General features: G+C 56.7%; 20 protein-coding genes and 1 pseudogene. 10 read left to right on the top strand and 11 right to left on the bottom strand.

Annotated features, from left to right (window positions below; translation table 11 throughout):
* Positions 1–47: 47 nt before the first annotated feature.
* Positions 48–434, bottom strand: coding sequence for a hypothetical protein (locus CDI07_RS05615; protein ID WP_088180675.1), 387 nt, complete (start codon positions 432–434; stop codon positions 48–50).
* A gap of 103 nt (positions 435–537) precedes the next feature.
* Here CDI07_RS05615 and CDI07_RS05620 point away from each other — a divergent pair, with 103 nt between their 5' ends.
* A complete protein-coding gene (locus CDI07_RS05620) occupies positions 538–1,344 on the top strand; it encodes a DUF63 family protein (protein WP_088180676.1) in 807 nt (268 codons plus the stop codon).
* A gap of 3 nt (positions 1,345–1,347) precedes the next feature.
* On the opposite strand, the gene CDI07_RS05625 is transcribed toward CDI07_RS05620, so the two are convergent.
* Genes CDI07_RS05625 through CDI07_RS05635 form a run of 3 tightly spaced genes read right to left on the bottom strand, consistent with a single transcriptional unit; the run spans position 1,348 to position 5,614 of the window.
* Positions 1,348–3,963 carry a DUF5814 domain-containing protein gene (locus CDI07_RS05625; RefSeq protein ID WP_088181553.1) on the bottom strand — a complete coding sequence of 872 codons (2,616 nt, stop codon included), beginning with the start codon at positions 3,961–3,963 and terminating at the stop codon, positions 1,348–1,350.
* Positions 3,964–3,984: 21 nt separating this feature from the next.
* Positions 3,985–4,458 carry an Lrp/AsnC family transcriptional regulator gene (locus CDI07_RS05630; RefSeq protein WP_088180677.1) on the bottom strand — a complete coding sequence of 158 codons (474 nt, stop codon included), beginning with the start codon at positions 4,456–4,458 and terminating at the stop codon, positions 3,985–3,987.
* Between the two features lie 28 nt (positions 4,459–4,486).
* Positions 4,487–5,614, bottom strand: coding sequence for a tyrosine--tRNA ligase (locus CDI07_RS05635; protein ID WP_088180678.1), 1,128 nt, complete (start codon positions 5,612–5,614; stop codon positions 4,487–4,489).
* A gap of 123 nt (positions 5,615–5,737) precedes the next feature.
* Here CDI07_RS05635 and CDI07_RS05640 point away from each other — a divergent pair, with 123 nt between their 5' ends.
* From CDI07_RS05640 to CDI07_RS05670, 8 genes and pseudogenes are all read left to right on the top strand, one after another.
* The gene (locus CDI07_RS05640) at positions 5,738–6,793 is read left to right on the top strand and encodes a CGP-CTERM sorting domain-containing protein (RefSeq protein ID WP_088180679.1); all 1,056 of its coding nucleotides are present in this window, start codon (positions 5,738–5,740) and stop codon (positions 6,791–6,793) included.
* A gap of 91 nt (positions 6,794–6,884) precedes the next feature.
* Positions 6,885–8,324: an ABC transporter substrate-binding protein gene (locus CDI07_RS05645; RefSeq protein WP_088180680.1), complete on the top strand. Its 1,440-nt coding sequence runs from the start codon at positions 6,885–6,887 to the stop codon at positions 8,322–8,324.
* A gap of 147 nt (positions 8,325–8,471) precedes the next feature.
* Entirely contained in the window at positions 8,472–10,310 is a 1,839-nt protein-coding gene (locus CDI07_RS05650) for an iron ABC transporter permease (RefSeq protein ID WP_088180681.1), read from the top strand.
* A 10-nt stretch (positions 10,311–10,320) separates the two neighbouring features.
* Positions 10,321–11,385 carry an ABC transporter ATP-binding protein gene (locus tag CDI07_RS05655; protein WP_088180682.1) on the top strand — a complete coding sequence of 355 codons (1,065 nt, stop codon included), beginning with the start codon at positions 10,321–10,323 and terminating at the stop codon, positions 11,383–11,385.
* Between the two features lie 33 nt (positions 11,386–11,418).
* The gene (locus tag CDI07_RS05660; protein ID WP_088180683.1) at positions 11,419–12,018 is read left to right on the top strand and encodes a DUF447 domain-containing protein; all 600 of its coding nucleotides are present in this window, start codon (positions 11,419–11,421) and stop codon (positions 12,016–12,018) included.
* A gap of 425 nt (positions 12,019–12,443) precedes the next feature.
* Positions 12,444–13,166: pseudogene (locus CDI07_RS10235) on the top strand (metallophosphoesterase family protein); the annotation flags it as partial.
* Between the two features lie 435 nt (positions 13,167–13,601).
* Positions 13,602–14,063, top strand: a complete 462-nt coding sequence (locus CDI07_RS10240; RefSeq protein WP_394335169.1) for a CGP-CTERM sorting domain-containing protein — start codon at positions 13,602–13,604, stop codon at positions 14,061–14,063.
* Between the two features lie 81 nt (positions 14,064–14,144).
* Positions 14,145–14,768, top strand: a complete 624-nt coding sequence (locus CDI07_RS05670; RefSeq protein WP_088180685.1) for a hypothetical protein — start codon at positions 14,145–14,147, stop codon at positions 14,766–14,768.
* Here CDI07_RS05670 and CDI07_RS05675 read toward each other — a convergent pair whose 3' ends face one another.
* Positions 14,769–16,907 (bottom strand): restriction endonuclease, encoded by a 2,139-nt coding sequence (locus CDI07_RS05675; RefSeq protein WP_088180686.1) that lies wholly within the window; start codon positions 16,905–16,907, stop codon positions 14,769–14,771.
* A 146-nt stretch (positions 16,908–17,053) separates the two neighbouring features.
* Here CDI07_RS05675 and CDI07_RS05680 point away from each other — a divergent pair, with 146 nt between their 5' ends.
* The gene (locus tag CDI07_RS05680) at positions 17,054–18,289 is read left to right on the top strand and encodes a phosphoglycerate kinase (protein ID WP_088180687.1); all 1,236 of its coding nucleotides are present in this window, start codon (positions 17,054–17,056) and stop codon (positions 18,287–18,289) included.
* Here CDI07_RS05680 and CDI07_RS05685 read toward each other — a convergent pair.
* From CDI07_RS05685 to CDI07_RS05710, 6 genes are read right to left on the bottom strand one after another with little or no spacing between them, the layout of a single operon-like run.
* Positions 18,279–18,788 (bottom strand): hypothetical protein, encoded by a 510-nt coding sequence (locus tag CDI07_RS05685; protein WP_088180688.1) that lies wholly within the window; start codon positions 18,786–18,788, stop codon positions 18,279–18,281. The two genes, CDI07_RS05680 and CDI07_RS05685, sit on opposite strands and share 11 nt — an antisense overlap.
* A gap of 48 nt (positions 18,789–18,836) precedes the next feature.
* Positions 18,837–19,406: a hypothetical protein gene (locus tag CDI07_RS05690; protein WP_226996538.1), complete on the bottom strand. Its 570-nt coding sequence runs from the start codon at positions 19,404–19,406 to the stop codon at positions 18,837–18,839.
* 33 nt (positions 19,407–19,439) lie between these two features.
* Positions 19,440–19,748 carry a hypothetical protein gene (locus tag CDI07_RS05695; protein ID WP_088180690.1) on the bottom strand — a complete coding sequence of 103 codons (309 nt, stop codon included), beginning with the start codon at positions 19,746–19,748 and terminating at the stop codon, positions 19,440–19,442.
* Between the two features lie 11 nt (positions 19,749–19,759).
* The gene (locus CDI07_RS05700; RefSeq protein WP_088180691.1) at positions 19,760–20,524 is read right to left on the bottom strand and encodes an ABC transporter permease; all 765 of its coding nucleotides are present in this window, start codon (positions 20,522–20,524) and stop codon (positions 19,760–19,762) included.
* 4 nt (positions 20,525–20,528) lie between these two features.
* Positions 20,529–21,515: an ATP-binding cassette domain-containing protein gene (locus tag CDI07_RS05705; RefSeq protein ID WP_088180692.1), complete on the bottom strand. Its 987-nt coding sequence runs from the start codon at positions 21,513–21,515 to the stop codon at positions 20,529–20,531.
* The gene (locus CDI07_RS05710; RefSeq protein ID WP_088180693.1) at positions 21,502–21,966 is read right to left on the bottom strand and encodes a PadR family transcriptional regulator; all 465 of its coding nucleotides are present in this window, start codon (positions 21,964–21,966) and stop codon (positions 21,502–21,504) included. Before CDI07_RS05710 ends, CDI07_RS05705 begins: the two co-directional genes overlap by 14 nt.
* Positions 21,967–21,980 lie beyond the last annotated feature (14 nt).

Consider the following 21,980-nt stretch of genomic DNA (forward strand, 5'->3'; position numbering starts at 1 on the left):
AGCTTAGCGCGCTGGGGATATTTATACCTTACCCAAAAAAGAGAAACTCAGAGCGCCGCGAGGGCGCCGATTGTGAATACCCCCAGGAGTACCAGGATTCCCATAACTATAGCCGCTATCACGGCCGAGAGTATCCACGCGAGGAAGGCCCTGAGCCAGTCGGTGTCAAAGACCGCCTTTATCACCCAGAGGTTGGCCAGGAAACCAAGTATCGGGCCGAGAGGCTGGAATATAGCCCCGACGATAGCACTGATCAGGGCAGCCAGTATTCCGCCACCGAGTATCGCGATCATGGCCTTCCCTATAGAGGCGTTTTTGATTCCGATGAGCTTCGCGGCCATCCACAGGAACAGTGCCGCTATGAACAGCGCCAGCAGGAACCCGAGTATCGCCGCGGCGCCTATTCCAAAGACCATCGCGGGTCCGTGCGCCATCCTCTCACCTCCAACCATCATTTGGACACGGATTTATTAAAGTTCCCGTTTTCGCTCCAAAAGACCTTTAAACCGGGAGGGCGACTCAGGCAGGGGGAAAGAGATGCTGGAATCACTGTGGAACGAGGTCTGGGGTTTCATCTACAAGTACTTCTGGGAGCCGATGTTCACCAGGAGCGGCTACAACCCAATAAACACCCTCGTGTACGCGTTCATGCTCGGCTTCGGAGCCATATATACATATAGGTATATACTGAAACCCCTCAAGATAAAAATCGACAGGACACTCTTCATCGCGGTCACCCTGATGGTCGTCTTCGGCTCCACGGTGAGGGCCCTCGTCGATGGAGGCATACTCCCCCAGAACCCTCTGATACTAACCCCCGGAATCTTCTTCACGACGTTCTTCATAATGCTCCCTGCGATAGTGATAGACGCAAAGCTGAAGACGTACCCGAAGCTGACCTTCGGCTGGGGGGCCGTGCTCGTCCTCTGGGCCAACTACCTCCTCGTGACCCATGCAAAGAGCTGGGAGCCCTACGGGCTGACGCTCCTTCACACCTTCGTCTCCTGGATTCCCGCACTGCTTATATACAAGTACAGGCCCTTCGACAGGCTCTACCTCTACGCGGTTTTAGCGCACCTCTACGACATGGGCTCAACGGTCGTCGCCATACACTTCTATGGCTACCGCGAGGTCCACTGGCTGGAGAACATCCTGGTCCAGCACTTCGGGGCGTACTTCTACTACCCCTGGATAACCATCATCCTCGTTGCGGTCTACTACGGCCTCCAGAAGCTAGTTCCAGATGAAGAAGAGAGACACCTGTGGTACCTCATGGTCTACGTCCTCGGCCTGGGGCCGGCCATAAGGGACCCGGCCCAGCTGGTGCTCCAGATAGGGGGCTGAGCCTCAGCCTGCCCTCTTCCTCCTACCGTCCAGCCCTTTTCGGGTCTGGGTCCTATTCCCCGATTTCCCGTGGTATCCACGGCTTGAAGGCCTCTGGTAACTTCTCTCCTCCCCGCGGTCCCTGCGTATCGTTCTGCCCTCCTCGATTTCCCTCTTCATAACCTTCGCCTCCTCCTCGGCACTTCTCACGCGGAAGACCCTCGCGATCCTCTCCACCGCTTCAAGCTTCCTCACGATGCCGTCAAGCCACGTGAAGACGTCTCCAGGATAGACTATCAACCCGTAGACCTTCCTGAAGTGCTCCGCTATTTGCGTGGGGTGCTTTCCGTTCCTCCTCAGCTCGATTATCATGTTGCTAACGCGCTCCATGGCATAGTCCGTGCAGTCCTCCTCGGGACACATGAAGAACTCCTGGTAGAGCGTGAAGAGCCTCTCGGCGGCGTTAGGGCTGAGCTCCGGGATGACCTTGTCGAGCTCCTCAAGGATGGAAGCAAAGCTCGGCGAGAATACGTTGGCGCTCAGCCTCCCCCTCACTGCACCCTCAAGCTCCCTCTGGAGCGTTCCGCTCAGGTAGAGGTTCTCGAAGGGCAAGAGCTTGACGGCTATCCACTGGGCGGGCTTCTTTCCAAGGTTGTTCCTTATGAAGGAGGCCTCCTTGGGCAGGAGGAAGCTCATGCTCACGGCCCTTCCGTAGGGGGTGACATCGACGAGGGAGCCCTTAAGCCGGACGAAGCCGAACTCCTCAAGCTTTTCGAGAACCTTTTCCGCACTCTGGTTGGCGCCGAGGCATTTGGATTGGACATCCTCGATGACGTCGAGCCTATTGAAGACGCAGGAATGAGCCAAAACGTTGTCCTGCTCAAGCTCGTCGCTCCACTCGACAAGAACAGGCTCAATCGGTGCGGTGAGGAGTTTGAATGCAACTTCGTCCTCCGAGCTTTCCATCTGGGCGGAATACTTCCTCCCGGGCTCAACGATGAGGTAGACTCTGCCCTTCTCATGGTAGAGCGGCCTTCCAGCTCTCCCGAGCATCTGGTGGAACTCCCTCACGCTCAGCCACTTGTTGCCCATTGCGAGGCTCTCAAAGATGACCTGTGAAGCGGGAAAGTCAACGCCGGCCCCAAGGGCGGCTGTGGTGACCACAACGTCGAGCCTCTGGGCTAAAAACTCCATCTCGGTGAGCTTCCTCTGTTTGTAAGGTAAACCGGAGTGGTAGGGCTTGGCTTTCAGCCCTTTGCTCGTGAGATAAGCCGCAAGCTCGTGCGTCCTCTTGCGCGAGAAGGTGAAGACTATCGTCTGCCCCTTGTAGCCCTGCCGGGATTTTCTCATCGCCTCCGCCCGGCAGAGAACCGCTATGTGGCGCCACTTCTCGGACTCGTTTCTCGCTATGATTATGTGCCTCTCCAAATCCACCGGTCTCTCGTCGTAGAGCACCAGTTTTAACCCCAGTTCTCTGGCCAGTTCGCCGGAATTTCCTACGGTGGCACTCAGGCCAATGAACTGCGCGCTCGGATAGAGCTTCCTCAGCCTCGCAATTAGTCCGTCCAGCCTTGGCCCGCGCTCCTCGTCGTCGAGGGTGTGTATCTCATCTATCACTATGGTTCCAACGTTGCCGATCTTCCTGCCGGCACGGAGGAGGTAGTCTATACCCTCGTAGGTTCCCACTATGATGTCGGCATCGATGCCCGTGTCAACGACCACCAGCTCGTCCCGGGTCTTTATGCGGCTCATTCCAACCCTTATCGCCACCCTCAGCCCGAGCTTTGAGTATCTCCGCTTGAAGTCCTCGTACTTCTGGTTGGCCAGCGCGACGAGGGGGACGAGGAAGAGCATCTTCTGACCTTTCATGGCCTTGGGAACTCCCGCCAGCTCGCCGATGAGGGTTTTGCCGCTCGCAGTTGCCGAAACCACGAGAAGGCTCTCGCCCTCGAGGAGGCCGCCCTTTACCGCCAAGCTCTGGACCGGGAGGAGCTCGTTAACGCCTTCCGCCTTGAGAACGGATTTAAACTTCCCGGGAAGAGGGAGCTCGTCGAGGTGGATTTTCTCAACGCGCACGTGCTTGGCCTTCAGTTCATCCCACTTGGTTATCTCCGGATGCCTCGTCGGGTCAAAGCGAGGGTCAAAGGCATACAGGACTTTATCGAGGTCTCTAAACCTGTCGAGGAGCTTTTTTGCCTGGTCGAACATGGCAACGCTCTTGAACCTGAAGCGGAGCTCCCTCTTCAGCTCGTCCTCGGCACAGCGCTCGCAGATGTACTCGCCGTGGTATTTAATGCGGTTGCCCTCGGTGAGGACGGTTATCCTGCCGTCGAGGAGGCAGAGGCGGCAGAGCTCGGCACGTTCAACCCTCTTGTTCTGGAGCCTCCTCTTGAAGTAGTCCTCCCACTCGTCGGCGTTCACAAGGACGATTCTGGCACCGCGGAGGAGCTTCTCGATCTCCTTTGGATTGCGGTACTGACTCCCCTCGAGAACCTTGAAGAGCCTCCCCTCGCGCATTATGAAGCGGTATATCCTGTCGGCCTTCAGGTTCTTCATGGCGGTGAGCTTTTCGGGCTCGTTCTCGATGAAGAATGCCTCAAGCTCGTTCTTCTTTCTCCCTGGCCTCACGACGAAGAGCATTCCCACCGCCTCGCCAAGCAATCAGCGCCTCTCAATCTCCCCAGACACCCAGTTCTCCTTGAAGGTGTCTATTATGAGCGTAACCTCCACTCGCTCAAGGTTTTTGCCGAAGAACCGTTTAAGCCTTCCCGCGAAGGCCTTGACCTCATCCGTGTCGTGGAAGCTCGCCCTCACGAGTATCTGCCTCTCACCGCTGCGCCGGTAGAGGCTCTGAACCTCCTCCATGCGAGCAATCTTCATCAGAATCTGGTCGATCGTGTGGTCGTCTATGGCCAGGCGCAACTCAAAGAACGCCTGGACGTATTCATCTAGGAAAGCCGGGTCAACGATGGCGGAGTAGCCCTTAATGGCCCCGAGTTTCTCCAGCTTTTCAACCCTGTTCTTCACGCTCGCAGGGGATAGGCCAACCCTCTTCCCGAGCTCGGTTAGGGTTATTCTGCCCTCCTTCCGGAGGATTCGGAGTATCTCTCTGTCCTTCTCGTCTATTCCCGGCATCGGCTCCACCAACTAAAAGGGAGGAAAATCAGCGGGTGATCTTTATCTCCCGCATCAACTCAAGCGGCTCAGGATTCCTCTCGAAGTAGTCCCTGACCGGCTTTAGGAGTTCGATGAGGTATTCGGCGACCGCGTTCTTGAGGTCGAGCGGGTGAAGCTTACCCTCGGCGAAATCCCTCTTGAGCTCCTCGATGGTCGTGTAAGTGACGTCGCCGCCGAACTTGGCCGGGCGGTGGATTGTGAACTCCGTCGGCTCTTCACGGAAGATTATGTACTCGGCCCAGTCGAGGACCGGGTTGTACTTGACCTCTTTCGCCGGGCAGAAGGCCTTCCTGAGCTTCTGCCGTATCTCCTCCGGGGTGTCGTGGATAAACACGGCCGAGTAGGGCTTGCTCTTGCTCATCTTCATCTGGGTCTTCAGCTCTTTGAACTGCTCCTCGCTCTCAATGGGCCACACCGGCGGTTCCTGGAGGCCGAGCAGGAGGTGGTGGTGCAGAGCAACCGGCTTGAGCTTCTCACCCTTCCATTCGAGGGCGTGGTACTTAAGCTTCTGGGCCACTTCGATGGCTATAACGTGCGCCTTCCTCTGATCCATTCCTGCGTGGGCTATCGTGACACCCTGGTAGTAGATGTCGGCAACCTGCATGGCGGGGTAGATGAGCTTCGCGAAGTCTATGCCCTCTCCCATCTGGCGGCCCATGATGGTTATGGAGCGCATCATCCTCGCCAAAGTCACGTTCTTGGAGATGTCTATGACCGTCTGCCAGTAATCACCTTTCTCCAGTATCTCGCTGGCCAGAACGAACTCGACCTTATCCGGGTCGCCACCCATGACCTTTATGCTCTGCTTCATGCCCTCCTTGAAGTAGCTCAGCGCGACCTTCTGGATGACCTCCAAATCCCCGCCGAGCTTGTCGTTTATCCAGCTGTGCCAGTCGGCGAGGAAGATTCTCGTCTTGATTCCAGCCTTCTGAAGGTCGGCTATCTTCGCTCCGGCCATCAAACCGGTTCCCAGATGAATGTAACCGCTTATCTCAAATCCGATGTAATGCTGCATCGGAACTCCAACTTCGAGCAGGTGCCTGAGGTTTTCCTCCGTCAGGAGCTCCTCCGTGGGCTTTCTCTTGATAAGCTCTATCCTTCTCTCAATGTCCATACTCACCACCTGAAGCCTGAACGGTATAAGCCTTTAAGGACTTTACGGAACTTTTTCGAGACTGTTAAAGTTCGGATTCATAAGATTTATAACTTCCTGAGCCTTAAATAACCCGGTGATACCATGAGGAAGGCTGCAATAATACTTGCGGTGTTTGTTTTCTTTGGAGTGTTTGGATTTGCCATGGCCAGTGCCACCACCATCGGTGTTGACCTCTCCCATGGTGAAAGCGACAAGGGCCTGGCAGTGCTGACGGACAAGAATGGCAATGTCCTCGCCGAGGGAATGATCAAGACCATAACCGATGTCAACTGGGTTTACATCGGTGACCCCGCTCTCGCGGACCAGCTCGGAATCCAGAGCGTCGGCGAGAAGATAACCGCCGATGCCCTCAAGGACGTTGACTTCCTTATCATAGGCCAGCCCAGCCAGCCCTTCAGCAACGACGAGATAAAGGCCCTGGAGGACTGGTGGAACCAGGGTGGAAAGATCCTCTGGATCGCCGCCGACAGCGACTACGGCGACGGTAAGGACAGGATTGACTACGCCGACTCGGTTCTCGACGCCCTTGGAGTTCACCTCAGGGTTGACCAGTGCTCCGTTGAGGACGCCACCAGCAACGCTGGCGCTGGATACCGTGTCGTCGGTCTCGTTAACCCCGAGGCCAACACCCCGAACAAGGACATGCTCACCAAGGACCTCAAGAACGGAGGAAAGGTTCTCTTCCACGGCCCGGGTGTCGTTGCCTACGTTGACGACAACGGCAACTGGAAGCCGATACCAGGTGGAGGAGGCATTGAGAACGTCTACGTCATCGTCACCAGCAGCGGCGACGGTCAGATAGTCGAGAACACCGACCCGGCCGCCCAGGCCTACACCGCCGGTTCAACCGGCCAGTTCCCGCTCATGGCTGTTGAGGTCTTCCCGGACAAGAAGAACGTCCTCATCGTCAGCGGTGAGACCCCCTACGGCGGCTACGAGCCCATGTGGAGCCCGACCTACCACGGCGTTGACCTCGACGGCCCGCAGTTCGTCACCAACTTCATCCACTGGGCCATTGACCTCCAGCAGAGCCTCGGTAAGGAAGAGGGTGGAGGTGGCGGAGGCAGCACCTGCGGTCCGGCCGCTCTCGTCGGACTCGCCCTCATACCGCTCGCCCTCTACAGGAGGAAGAGGTGAATCTTTCTTCTTTTTTTTAGCCCCTTGAACCATTAATTTTTTATTGAGTTTGAGGAACTTCCACTGATTGAACATAACTGGGTGATAAACCATGAAGAAATGGGCCTCCCTTGGTCTTATCCTGCTTCTTGCCATCAGTGTTGTGGCCAGCGGCTGCATCAGTGGCGGCGGTGGCGAAAGCAGCGGCATAACCCTTGTTATCGTCACCAGACACGACGCCACCATACAGTACATGGCCAAGCAGGCGTTCCTCAAGAGCGACATCGCGAAGCAGTACAACATCAAGGACCTCAAGTTCATCAAGGTCCCCGAGAGCCTCTGGCCGAGCTACATCGAGAAGGGCGCCGACGTCGGCTGGGGCGGAGGTCCGACCCTATTCGACGACCTCTACAAGGCCGGCTACCTCGCGCCGATAACCGACGAGAAGGTTCTCGGTCTCATAGGCAACCAGATTCCAACCCAGCTCGCCGGAATGCCCATGATAAGGAAGGAAGGCGACAACGTATACTGGATAGCCGCCGCGCTCTCATCGTTCGGATTCACTATCAACAAGGCTCAGCTCAAGAAGTGGAACCTCCCAGTTCCCGAGAAGTGGGAGGACGTCGCCAGCGAGCAGTGGGCCCTCAACCCGCCGCAGTACGGCATAGCCGACCCGACCAGGAGCACGTCCAACACGAGGATTTACCAGATCATCGTCCAGGCCTTCGGCTGGGACCAGGGCTGGCGCATCATGACCCTCATAGCGGCCAACTCCAAGATATACATGCAGAGTGACGCCGTCAGGGATGCCGTCATAAACGGCGAGATAGCGGCAGGAAACACCATCGACTTCTACGGCTACACCGCCATGCAGCAGAACCCCGACTGCCAGTACATAGTCCCGAAGGGAGAGAGCATCATCAACGGTGACCCGATAGCGCTCCTCAAGAACGCCCAGCACCCCGAGGCGGCCCAGGCCTTCATCTACTGGGTCCTCACCGAGGGCCAGGCCGTCTGGATGAGCCCCGACGTCAACAGGCTCCCAATCAACCCGAACATCTTCGACATGAAGATAACCAAGACCTACGCCGACGTCATATTCAAGGGCCAGCACGAGGGACAGACCTACGGTCAGGTCAGGCCGGCCCTCAAGAAGGCCTACCAGGACGCCATCAACGCCAAGGGAATACCGTTCGACGACAAGCGTGCCCTTGAGACCGTCAGCGCGCTCCAGTACTACTTCAAGGCCACCCTCGTTGACCCGAACCAGAAGCTCCACGACGCCTGGGTTGCCATAGTGCAGGCCTACAAGGACGGCAAGATAACCAAGGAGCAGTTCGAGCAGCTCAAGGAAGAGCTCACCGCCCCGATACAGTTCAAGGACCCAGAGACCGGCCAGATGGTGACCTTCACCGAGGACTACGCCAAGAAGATAAACGACAAGATAACCAGCGACAGAAACTTCCAGGACCAGCTCGTCCAGGAGTGGCGCCAGGCCGCCGGCAACAAGTACGACAAGGTCCTCCAGGACCTTCAGAGCATGACCGGTTGAATTTGATATCTCCCTGAATATTCCTTCCCTTTTTTCCCTCCGTTTAGATGCCGGCGAATCAACAAATTTTTGGAAATATTTAAATAGAGTCCGCCTCGACCCAATCAGAGTGACGGGTACCTTCAAAACAACGGAGGTTGATGCTCGATGAAGGTTAGCAAGTGGAGCGAGAATCTCTTTGGAACGCCAATCTTCGACCCTGTTGTGACAGCGTCATTCATGTTCCCACTCCTCTACCTGGTGGCATTCCTGATAATCCCCGTGGTGACGATGCTGGCGGTGGCCTTCGAGTACAACGGCCACTTCTCATTCCACTGGTTCACCAGCATCCTGACGTCGGACTACTACATCAGCAAACCAACGGGAGAGTTCTACAGACTCATCACCATGCCCAACGGAGAGCAGATATACTACGTTCAGGGCGTTGACTTCGGAGTCATCATCAACTCCCTGCTCGTCTCGATAAGCGTTATGATACTGACGACGATTCTCGGAACGGTATTCGCCTTCGTTATGGCCCGCTACGACTTCCCGGGCAAGAACATCGTTAGGATTCTGCTCTTCGTTCCCCTCCTAGTCACACCGTTCGTCAACGTCTTCATCGTCAAGAAGATGTTCCTCCCCAACGGCCTCATCAACTGGCTGTTCTACGACATGCTTCACCTGTTCCCGCACAGGATCGTCATCGACGGCCTGGTCGGCGTCATAGTGGCCCAGGCGATGACGTACTACCCCATCGTCTACCTCAACGCCTACGCGAGCTTCATAAACATCGACCCCACCCTCGAGGAGCAGGCCGAGAACCTCGGAAGCAGCAGGTTCCACCTCTTCAGAACGGTCACCTTCCCGCTTGCCCTTCCGGGAATAGCGGCCGGTGCAACCCTCGTCGGCATCTTCAGCCTCGAGGACCTCGCCGCGCCGATAGTCTTCCAGGGCAACCCGCTCGCCAGGAAGCTCATGTCCTTCCAGATTTACAGCGCCTTCACGAGCGGTTTCAACGTTGGCAGTCCACAGCTGGCGGCCCTCGCGCTCATAATGCTCACCATCGCCATCCTGATGTTCCTCGGCATCAGGAAGTACGTCAGCCTGCGCCAGTACGCGATGCTCAGCAAGGGCGGAAGGTGGAAGCCGCGCGTGGCCAAGCCCAAGGGCTGGCAGGCTGCTTTGATTTACCTCGTCGTCATTCCGATGCTCCTCATCTCGATATTCCCGCAGGTGGGTGTGGTTCTCCTCGCCTTCAGTGAGAGCTGGTCCGGAACGTGGCCACAGGGCTTCACGACGGCCCACATACAGAGCATCATCACGCAGCCCGACATAGAGAGGGTCATCATGAACAGCGTCATGTATTCGACGGCGGCGATAATCGTCATCCTCCTGCTCTCTCTTACAGCGTCCTACGCCTCCAGCAGGTTCAAGAAGAGCAAGCTCGGTCCGGTCCTCGACAGCCTCTCGACCATCCCGATAGCGGTTCCCGGTATCGTCATAGCCATGAGCTATTTCTTCTTCTTCGCCAAGGTGTTCCCCGACACCCCCCTCGATCCCACCAACCTGCTCGGCTTCAACCCGGCGATGGTCCTGGTGCTGGCCTACTCCATAAGGCGTCTGCCCTTCGCGGCGCGTTCCATCTCCGCCGGAATCCAGCAGGTGCACGTGTCCCTAGAGGAGGCGGCGCTCAACCTCGGCGCCGGAAGGTGGAAGGCACTCACAGGAATCCTCATGCCGCTGATACTCCTGAACCTCCTGGGCGGCGCGATGCTGAGCTTCGTCTACTGTATGAGCGAGACCAGCGTCGGCATCACGCTCGGTTCAATAAACCCGGAGTACTACCCGATAACCGCCAGAATGGTCGAGCTGATGACGAGCGCCGTCGGAAGCGCTAATCTAGCGGCCGCGCTCGGTGTCTTCCTCATGACCGTGCAGATCATAGCCATAGTCCTCGCCAACGTGATAACCAAGCAGAGGTACTCATTCATAGGTCTCACATGAGGTGGTTGGGATGGTTGACGTCAAGCTTGAAAACATCGTTAAAACTTTCGGAGAAACCGTTGCCCTTAAGGGGATAGACCTTCACATAAAAGCCGGAGAGCTCTTCACACTGCTCGGACCGAGCGGCTGTGGAAAGTCAACGACTCTGAGAATCATAGCCGGCCTGGACTTCCCGGACAGCGGAACCATCTACTTCGGGGACGAGGAGGTCACCTACCTCCCCTCCAGCAAGCGCGGAGCGGTGCTCGTCTTCCAGAACTACGCCCTCTGGCCGCACATGACCGTCTTCGACAACGTTGCCTACGGCCTAAAGCTCAAGAAGCTCTCCAAGGAGGAGATAAGGAAGAAGGTGGAGTGGGCGCTTGAACTGGTCAAGCTCAAGGGCTTCGAGGACCGCTACCCGACCCAGCTTTCCGGTGGTCAGCAACAGCGTGTCGCGATAGCCAGGGCCCTCGTCGTCGAACCGAAGGTTCTACTCCTCGACGAGCCGCTGAGCAACCTCGACGCCAAGCTCCGCCTTGAGATGCGTTCGGAGATAAGGAGAATCCAGCGCGAGCTCGGCATTACCGTCATCTACGTCACCCACGACCAGGAGGAGGCGATGGCGATAAGCGACAGGATTGCAGTCATGAACGTCGGAACCGTCGAGCAGGTCGGAACGCCGAAGGAGATATACGAGAGCCCGAGGACCGAGTTCGTGGCGAGCTTCATGGGCAAGACCAACGTCATCCCGGCCAAGGTCGTGGAGAGGAACGGTGACAGGGTTACCGTCGAGTTCGAGGGCATAAGGCTCGATGGCCTCCACTACACCGAGGAGAGCGACAACGTTGTCATCGTCATCAGGCCCGAGAGGATACAGCTCAAGCCGGCCGAGAATGCAGTTTCCTTCACGGGAACCGTTGACCTAATCGAGTACTACGGCTTCTTCATCGAGGTCGTTGGCCTCTTCGGGGACACCAGGATAATCGCAAGAACCATCAGCGACAGGGAAGTTGCTGGACTCAGGCCCCTGCAGGAGGTAACCTTCTACGTCGAGAGGGACGACATAATCGTCCTTCCGAAGCAGCAGCTTTAAATCCCCCTTTTTCTATCTCCCTTTGGTGGTTTCATGCTCGAGCTCTTCAGGGAGGGGCAGGTCTACGAGGTTCTGCTGGTCACGAGGTCAAACGTCACCCCAGTGGGCGTTGTGAGGAGAGGAAACAGACTGTTCTTCAGGCTCTTCGGCGGGAAGAGTGCGGAGGAGCTCAAGGAACACCCGTACGCCTCGATACAGATAACCAACGACGCCGAACTCCTGGTGAAACTCGGCCTGAACCTCCCGGTGAGCCTTGAGTTCGAAGGGGTGGATGGATTCAGATGGATCAAAGGACTACCCGGATTCTACGGAAGGGTTGATGCCCGCGAAGAGCCCTACGAGGACGAGCTTGGGGAGACTATGATTCTGGTGTGCTCCGTGACCCCCGAGGGCGAGATAAGCGGAAGCCTCCCGAACAGGCCCCTCAGCAGGGCGGACTGCATGCTGATAGAGATGGCCGTTGACCTGACGCGGCTCATAGTTGCCGCCGATGCAGGGAGAAGGGAACTGGCACTGAAGCTGGGCGACAGGATAGAGGAAAACTACGGCCTCTACCTCCGTTTCGGGGGAGGCTCGGAAATCGCGGAGAGAATCGTGGCGTGGGCAAGGGAACTGTTGGAGAGGGTCCCATGAAAATTCCTTCCAGTGTAGGAAGGAAAGCTTATAATTGAGTTGTACCACCTCTTCTTGGTGATACCATGGCCATCAAAAGAGCCATTGCAATAATCGTTGCCCTTCTCGCCGTCGTGGCGGTTTTATCGGCCCCAGTCAAGGCAGGAACCACAGTGACGCCGGGGGACATAATTCTGAAGCCTCTCCCAGGAGTTCCAGCGATCGGCCTCCCCGGAGACACGATAGAGGTGCAGCCGGCCGAAGGAGTTACAATCCAGGGATTGCAGATAATCTCGATTCTCCACGGCCCGTACGACCTTCAGATACTCGGAACCGAAAACGGAGTCGTTAAGGCAAAGATACCCGAGGACGCCGCCCCGGACGTTTACTTCCTTGTCGTGAAGAGCGACAAGGGAGAAGTGACCATTCCGAACGGCGTTTGGGTCATGAAGGAGGCCCCGAAGGTTCTCAAGATCGCCCAAGGAAGCGATTTCCACGTGACGAGCGGCTCGAAGATGGGCTTCGTCTGCGGGGAGTACTTCCAGAAGAGCATCCCCGAGATACTTAAGTACTGCGACGATCCGATACCGATGCACAGCTACACCGCCACCGACAGCTTCATGACGTACTACGCCATGGTGGACAGCGGCGAGGTAAACGTCATGATAAGCACCGGCGACGACGTTGACACCAACGGCGACAAGAGGGGCTACCAGCTCTTCGATCTGGCGATCCTCCATGGAACCGCCGCCGGAATGCCCTTCATAAGCATCAAGGGCAACCACGACCACCCGCCGACCTACTACTCGAAGTACGTCGGCCCCAGGTACTTCTACGAGGTCATCGGGAACTTCCTCATCATCGGCCTTGACAGCCGCGGCGAGGAGAGGCATCCCGAGATGGAGCAGCTCCAGTGGATGGAGGACGTACTCAAATCCCACCCGAACAAGACGGTCATAGTCCTCGTCCACCACCCGTTCTGGTACAAGACCGACGAGGGACAGTACGGCACTATAAAGGGCTACACCGCCTTCGACGACAACGACTGGAACGCCCTCATGAAGTACATCAGCTGGGACTGGGCGGGCAAAGACGGACAGTACCAGGACATAGCAAGGTACTTCCTCCAGCTCGTCGAGAAGTACAACGTCAGGCTTATACTCGCCGGCCACATACACCACGACAAGCCGATACTGTACATCGACAAGGACGGGAACGAGCACTGGTTCTACACCCTGACCACCACGGGGGCGCCGGACAAGACCAGCAACCCGCCGAGCAAGGCCGACCTGTCCCACAACTACAACGTTCCCTCCTGGTACGGCTCCCAGGTGATATACGTTTATCCCAACGGAACGGTGGCATTCCCGGAGATGGAGGACGTCCTTCACCCGGGAATAAGCTCCCTGCCGGTTCCCCAGAAGTTCGTCGTCCTCAGGCAGAACGGTGAGGATGGAAGCGCGGTTCACTTCTTCAACGACCTGGGTAAAGCCGTCAGCGGTCCCCTCGTGGTTCAGATACCCGAGGGCGCCAAGGTTGACCCCGACGCGACCACCATAACCTACAAGGTCATCGCGGAGAGGGAGATAGGAGGCAATTACTACATGCTGCTGAACGTCACCGTGCCTGAAGGTGAGAGTCAGCTGGCGGTCGTCAAGGAGAAGGACACCCAGAAGCCGACCGTCGAGTTCGGCTACATCTCACCAAGGAAGCCGAAGCCGGGAACGCTTATCAAGGTCTTCTTCGACGCCAACGACAACGTCGGAATAAAGAGCGCCAAGGTTGAGGTCATCGAGAACGGGAAGGTCGTGGCAACGTACCCGGCGTTCTCCACCAACCCGTGGGACGTCAAGGGCAACTACTTCAGCCAGTTCACGGTGAACTCCTCAGAATTCACCCTGAAGGTGGTCGTTGAGGACTTCTACGGCAACACAGCCGAGACCACCTACGAGCACGCATCCGCGACAACCACCACCAGCAGCCCGTCGGAGGGCAAGGGTGTCTGCGGCCCCGCTGCTCTGGTAGCCATAGCGCTTATCCCGGCCTTCCTCAGGAGAAGGAAGTGAAAGCCCTCCTCCCCTCCATTTTTTGTAACGTCGCGCATCACCCAGATGGAAGAGTTTTTAAACCGTCGCCATAAGCCCACCATGGTGATGAAGGTGAAGTTCAAGGGCAAGGCCTTCGGCAACATCGTGAGGATGGAATTCGATATCCTCACGCTGAGCGAGCTTAAAATAGACGACCTGCGAGACTTCGATATAGACTCAATCAAGATAGAGCTCAAACCAACCTCATCGGGTATCAAGGTCATTGGCATCTGGGAGGGCACGATCGAGGATGCCGGGGAGGGGATAAAGAAGGCCCTCCAGGAGAGCTACAAGCTCCGCGAGAGGATTCTGAACAGGATAAAGAGCAAGACCGAGGCCATAAGGAGCACCATGCACCAGCTCGGCTTCAAGGAGGAGGTCGAGGGCTACGGAAGCGTCCTCCGCTTCACCAAAAAGGTCGGTGCGTACGAGATAATAGTCATAGCCTCGACGACGGAGGACGTTGTGCGCGTCGAGGTCTACGGCAACGACAAGAAGATAATCAGCCCGGAGATAGAGAGCATCTTCGAGGACGTCGAGGTCGAGGAGCTTGAGGTCTACGACTTCGAGGACAGCAAGGAGGAGAGGCTCGTCATAAACCTGGAGATACCGAAGAACGAGGAAAAGCCAGAGAGGAAGATAGTGGAAGCCATAAAAATGATAGAGAACATGCTGATGACCTAGTCACTTGTATTTGCTCTCCAGCTGAATCTGCTTCAGCTTCGCCGTTATTCCCTTCATGGGTGCCGTGTCCTCGCTTATTATTTTCCCCGTTCTGGTGTCTATCCGCGCGTAGTAGAACCTCTCGGCGCCGGAGACCTTGATGGTTATGTATCCCTTATCCTTGTAGTGGGTCAGCCTCTCGGTCTTGACCTCCTTCTCTCCAAAGGCCATCCTCAGGTGCTCGTGGTACATGGCCTCTATCGCCATCTCCGTGAAGCGCACGTTCTCCTCGAGAACCTCCCCTGTGGCCCTGTGGAGGACCAGCGTTCCAATCTTCGTCTTGCCGGCGAACTCGACCTCCCAGTTTTCGTTCAGGGAGATTGAGTCGATACCGGCCTCCTCATCGATCTCCCTCGCGCGCTCCAGGGCTATCTTCTCTGCCAGCTCCTTCCTGAGGACACGGTCAACCTCCTCAACGAGCTTGCCGTCCTTGCTGAGCCGTATTGTGACCACGTGCCTTTCGTTCTCGGCCTTGAGTACGTACTCCGCCTCCTTTCCTTCAACGGAAGTTATCTCAAAGTCTGGATACCTCTCGGCCACCAGCTCCTTGGCACGCTCGGGGGTTATCTCGACGAGGTAGTCCAGAACGTCGCCCGTGGCGCCGTCCACCTTAACTACTGCCTTGCCATCGGGGCTCTCAAGGGTCAGCTCGAGGTACTTGTGCTCCAGAACGCGGTACGAGCTCATCTCAAGGTCCCTGAGCGGGAAGTTGCCCTCTATGACTTCCTTGGCGTTTTTGAAGGCCTCCTGCGGGGACGGAAGCTTCCTAACTTCGGAGTGCTTTCCGGTGGTTAGGTCAACCTCGAGGACTGCTATGCCGTCGTCGAGCAGGATATCGGCAACGGCAACCTTCTTGCCCTTCTCGAGGTTCATAACTTTCCCGCTCGGGTAGGCCTTCCTCAGGAGTTCGTCCAGCGCCTCGTCGCTCAGCAGGGCCTCGAGGCTGAGGGGCTTCCCGGTGTACTCGTTGAAGGTCATTTCGAAGGAGAAGCTCTTGGTTCTACCGGATATCTTCACCTTGCCCTTGTCCCTCTTCAGCTCCTTTTCTAGCACTTCCTCACCTGTCTGTTTGAGGACTATCTCCTCGGTCTTTCCGACGAAGTACTCGTCCGGGAGAGGGCTTATCTCGAACTCGACCTTGCCGCTCTCCAGGTTGACGGTGGCCTTCGCGGTGTTCTCACCAACCTTGAGGTCGAGCTTGGCGAGCTTCGGAACGTAGACCTTCTTCCGCTCGTGGATTGAGACCTTTCCCTCGGCGACGCCCAGTTCCCTGGCGGCCCGTTCCTTGAGTATCAGAACCGCCTCGCTCGGGCTTATCGGAACCTCGATGTACCTCTCGGTCGCCTGAATGGAGGAGGCATCGTTGAGGAGTGCCTTGGTCACCGGGACGCTGAGCCTCTTGTCCTCGGTTGCGCGAAGGACTATGTCCTGCCCCGAGAACACCACCGCCTTGTCCTTCTCCTCCCCTCCCTCAACGGACCAGGAGAATATGTAGGCGCTGGAGAGCGTCACGGAGAGGGCCTGGAGGCTCATCTCAGAGGGCTTGATCGGGTACTTGGATGAGGCAAAGGAGGCGACCTTCTTGAACACATCCTGGGCGGAGAACTCGTAGAGGAGGGGAGCATCGAGCTCGAACTCATTCAGGGGGCTCTTTTTCTCGGATTTCTTCTTGGCGCTCTCGGCCATCTTGAGGAGCTCCTCCGGTGGCTCAAGCGAATAGTTGTGGAAGAGCGAGATGAGCTTCTCACCATCCCAGGGGATTATCCTTCCCCGGTGCTCCCGCGAGATGAGAACCTTGGCGTCCTTGGTGAAGCCAGCGGTCGAGATGAGTATGCCCTTGTCCGCCTTGTACTTGTCCACGAGCCCGGCGAAGACGTTGACGTCGCGCGATGAAGCGAGCCCCTTCCTGTGAACGGCTATGACCAGCTTCTCCATACCGGCTATTGGGTCGTCCCTTATGGCCACGATGTCTATTCCCCAGTCCTTCTTGCTCGCGACCTTTTCGTAGTCCCTGAAACCCATTCTCTTGAGCAGTTCGATTACGTTTTCAATGAGAACGTCCTCAGGTGCCAGCATTATTATATCCTGAGTCCACGGCATCATTCTCACCTATGAAAGCGAAATCAGACACTGGAATATTTTTGAACCTCATTTTATAAATCTCTTTCCCCCGAAAATTCATTATCACCCGAAGTGTTCAAAATAAGTTTTTAACGGGAGGAATTTAACACCGGTGTGGTGATGGAATGTTCAGGCTCACGGACTTCAGCTATCACAACAGGACAGTGTTTCTGAGGGCCGATCTCAACTCTCCCGTCAAGGACGGAAGGATAATCAGCGACGCCAGGTTTAGAGCGGTTCTCCCGACGATAATATACCTCCTCGAGCACGGGGCCAAACTCGTCATAGGGACGCACCAGAGCAAGCCATACAAGGGGGACTACATCACCACGGAGCAGCACGCCGAGATACTGAGCGGGTTGCTCGGCCAGGAAGTGGAGTACGTTGAGGACATCTTTGGAAAGTACGCCCGCGAGAAGATACAAGGCCTAAAACCCGGCGAGGCCCTTATGTTGGAGAACCTCCGCTTTGCCGCGGAGGAGGTCAAATACAAGCCGATTGAGGATTGCGAGAAGACGTTTTTCGTGAGAAAACTCGCCCCCCTGATCGATTACGTCGTGAACGATGCCTTCGCCGCCGCCCACAGGAGCCAGCCCTCCCTGGTGGGGTTCGCAAGGCTGAAACCCATGATAATGGGCTTCCTCATGGAGAGGGAGGTCCAGGCCCTCACAAAGGCCTACGAGACCCAGGAGAAGCCGAGGGTCTACGTGCTCGGCGGTGCGAAGGTTGACGACTCCCTCCGCGTGGCGGAGAACGTGCTGAGGAACGGCAGGGCCGAGGTCATACTCACCGGGGGACTGGTAGGTCACGTATTCACCCTCGCCAAGGGCTTCCATCTCGGCGACTCTAACCTCGAGTTCATGGAGCGGAAGGGCCTTCTCGAACTGGTGGACTGGGCCGAGGAGATACTCAACGAGTTCTATCCCTACGTGAGAACTCCCGTTGATTTCGCCGTTGATTACAAGGGGGAGCGTGTCGAGGTCGATCTGCTGAGCGAGGAGAAATGGCTGTTCGACGAGTATCCCATACTCGACATAGGTTCAAGAACCATTGAGAAGTACCGCGAGGTGCTTATGGGGGCGAAGATAATAGTCGCCAACGGACCGATGGGCGTCTTCGAGCGCGAGGAGTTCGCGGTGGGCACCGTCGGCGTCTTCAGGGCGATAGGAGAGAGTCCAGCCTTCAGCATAGTCGGGGGAGGCCACTCGATAGCGAGCATATACCAGCACAACATAACGGGCATAAGCCACGTCTCCACAGGCGGCGGCGCGATGCTGAACTTCTTCGCCGGTGAAAAGCTCCCGGTCCTGGAGGCCTTCAAGGAGAGCTACGAACGCTTTAAAGACCTGCTCAAAGGGTGAACAGCCAGACCAGGAGCACGGCGATTATGATGCCCCCAAGGAGCAGCATCAGGAGCCACTCGACCCTTTCCATCAGTTTTCTGTTCGAGTAGAGAACGTGCCCTATGATTCCAAGGATGAGGGATGAGACTATCAGTATCCTTTCCTCCGCCGATTCGACCCTGCTGAGAACAGTTTCAACGCCCCAGAGGGCCAGGAACAGCAGAACGGCCCCGGTGATGGCGTAGCCGTGCCTCATCTTTCTCGCGTTTGTTATGTAGAAGGTCGCGGCGAAGGCCACGAGGAAAACCACCATCGCCTGTATCTCGAGGGGAATCGGAACTGCCTTCGAATGAACGGCCCTCTCGTAGATCCATATAACCCCCGAAAGTATGGTGGAGACTATGAGCGCCATCACGAAGACCTTGTGGACGTGGTCTGCCACGCTCAGTGCCTCTTCGAGCTCCTCCAGCTCCTCCCGTTTAGAGACTTCTCCGCCCGCTTCGGCCCCTTCCGCCATCGAACCCCCGGTCTTTCCTACGCGCTTCGGAATTTAAGGCTATCGAGTTCACTCAATTCTGGTTTTCTCGTAGAGCCTCCTGTACACACCCCTGAACTGAAAAACCATGATAACCGCATAGAGCACCGCGAAGGATTTCAGGGGGAAGGTGCCGCCGATGAGGTGATTCAGCAAGGCGAGGGTTCCAATGACTATCAGATAGGTCGTGAGGACGTTGAGGATGGCCGCCAGCGTTGTCCCGTAGCGATACGCGAGCCATATCCAAAACGATGGATTGAGCGCCACCAGCCAGCGGAGCCTGAGCGGTTCATCCGGAGAAATCTCTACCGAGTAGGCGTCCCTCAGCATCTCCCGTCGAAACGCAATCGCGAGTCCAGCGGTGAGAAGCATGACAACGAAGGAGCCGATTAGGAGGAAGCCGTTGTCAAGGATTGCCCCGAGGGCCACCATGACGGCCCATGCCGTGAAGGCCAGGTAGACTAGCAGGGATTCCAGTGAGAGCCGTCCCTTTCGGAAGAGGTAGGCTGGGTAGATGCCGAAGAATGGGACGCCAACCGCGAGCGCTATGGCGGGAAGAACCTCACCGTTCATGTTCCTCCGGATTATTAAAACGCCCAAAAGTTAAAAAGATTTCGACCGAAAATGAAAACTTCAGTAGCCCATCAGCACGCCGAAGATTACCGCCACCCACCAGACCTCGAGGAAGGCGAAGCCCACCGTGGCCGTCCCGGTGATGAGCCATCCAACGAATATCGCGTAGGCTACGAGCGTCACCGCCACGTGAAGTTTGAGGAAGGTTCTGTTGATTTCGCCTCCGGATTTCATCCAGCCCGTCGGCAGGGGCAGCCAGTCGAAGAACGCCCCCGCCAGGGCAAAGAGCGGCTGGTTGAAAAAGACGGTGGGGATGAATATGAGACCCGCGAGGGCCACGCAGAGCATAGTCAAGACCCGCTTTTTCATCTTTCATCACCTCAGTCTATCGTCGCCTTTCTGAAGCCCAGCGCCGCGATTCCGGCGAACAGCGCGGCAAGGCCGATGAGAACGACCCAGTCTGTAACGATTCCAAACGTCGGCTCGACTCCGGCAAGGTAATACCTGGAGCCGTCGACCGCGTAGGTCAGCGGGTTCACCTTGGCCAGCCACTGCATCCACTCCGGCATCGTCTTTATCGGGTAGAAGGCCCCGCTGAGGAACGTCATGGGAAGCATTATCATCATGACGATCATCTGGAAGCCTTCCATGCTGCTCATCTTGAGGGCTATTGCAACCCCCATGCCCGCTATGGCGAGGCCCACCAGGAAGCTGAGGCCTAGCGCCGGAAGGATTCCGCTCACCTTGAGGTCGGCGAGGGCAAAGCTGAGCGCTAGGATTATGACGCCCTGTATCATGGCCATCAAAGCGCCACCGGTGATTCTGCCGAGTATCGCTTCCGTTCTGCTCGCGGGGGCGACAAGAATCTCCTTCAGGAAGCCGAACTGCTTGTCCCAGATGAGGGTTATACCCTGCATGAAGCTCATGTTGAAGACCGTCATGGCGATTATACCCGGCACGAGGTACGTCATGTAGTCGACGCCACCGAATATCGGGGCCGCCATGGGGTTGTTGAAGACCCCGCTCCAGCCCTTTCCGAAGAATATGAGCCAGATGAGAGGATTGATTATGCTCCCGATGACCCTGGCACGGGAGCGGGAAAACCTCTTCAGCTCGCGGTATATCATCGTGAGAAAGACCTGCATGCCATCACCTCCTCATCCTCGCCTTCATTATCATCTTCGCCACGTTCCCCTCGCCGCCTTCGTCCCTGATTTCCCTGCCGGTCAGATGCAGGAAGACGTCGTTGAGCGTCGGCCGGTGATATGTGACCTCGAGGATTTTGATGTCCGTCTCCTTTGCCAGCTCGAAGAGCCTTGGAAGGGCTTCGGCGGCGTTGTCCACGTCGAGCCGTATCCTACCGTCCGGGAGCATCTTGCAGCCCTTGATGAAGTCAGCCTTGAGGCACTTGAGCTCCTCCCTCGGACTCTGGAGCTTCAGGTAGATTATGTCGTTGCCCACGAGCTTCTTCAGCTCCTCCGCCGTTCCCTCTGCGATTATCTTCCCGTGGTCCATTATGGCTATCCTGTCGGCCAGCTGCTCCGCCTCGTCCATGTAGTGCGTGGTGAGGAAAATCGTCATGTTGTGCTCTTCCTTCATGGCCCTTATGTAGTCCCAGATGTGGGCCCTAGTCTGCGGGTCGAGGCCTATCGTCGGCTCGTCGAGGAAGAGGATTTCGGGCTCGTGGAGCAGCGAGCGGGCTATCTCAAGCCTGCGCTGCATTCCGCCGGAGAAGGTCTTGACTGGCCTGTCTCTGAACTCCCAGAGCTCGACGAACTTGAGGAGGCGTTCTATCTTCTCCTTCAGCTCATTTCCACCCAGGCCGTATATCTTGCCGTGGATGAGCATGTTCTCGTAGGCGGTAAGCTCTCTATCAACGCTCGGGTCCTGAAAGACTATGCCTATCTTCTTCCTAACCGCTATCGGTTCCTTAACGACGTCATGGCCAGCAACTATGGCCCTTCCAGCGGTCGGCTTCAACAGCGTAGTGAGGACGTGGACGGTTGTGGTCTTCCCGGCCCCGTTGGGACCCAGAAAGGCAAATATCTCGCCCTGTCTCACGTTGAACGATATTCCTTTAACGGCTTCAAAATCCCCGTACTTCTTCACCAGGTTCTCAACCTCAATCGCGTTCATACCGTCCACCTCCAAGTAGAATCAACCTAAGTTCCTTCGCACAGCCGGTGAATAGCTCTCTGATCCTCTCCCTCTGCTCGTCAGTCAGTTCATCCATCGACTCAAAGAGCTCCCTGAATGCCGCCCTCAGCTCGTCGCCTCCCAGCTCAAGGAATGCCTTGTAGGCGCGCATTCTCGCCTTTATCTCCCTGAGTTCCTCCTCATGCTCCGCCAGGTACGTCCTGCCCTTTTCGGTTATTAGGTAGGTTTTTCTGTCCCTGCTCCCGGTGTCGGCAACTTCTATTAGCCCGTTTCTCTTGAGGGAGGATAGTATTGGGTAAACCGTACCAGCGCTCAGCTTTATCCCGTAGAGGTTCTCCAGCTCGGCCATTATCCCGTATCCGTGCCTCGGCTCCCTGAGGAGGTCCAGCACGAGTATCTTCATGTAACCCTTGAAGCTCGGACGCTCCAATTATCTCACCCAAT

Source organism: Thermococcus sp. 5-4 (assembly GCF_002197185.1).
In the GTDB taxonomy this organism is placed as follows: domain Archaea; phylum Methanobacteriota_B; class Thermococci; order Thermococcales; family Thermococcaceae; genus Thermococcus; species Thermococcus radiotolerans.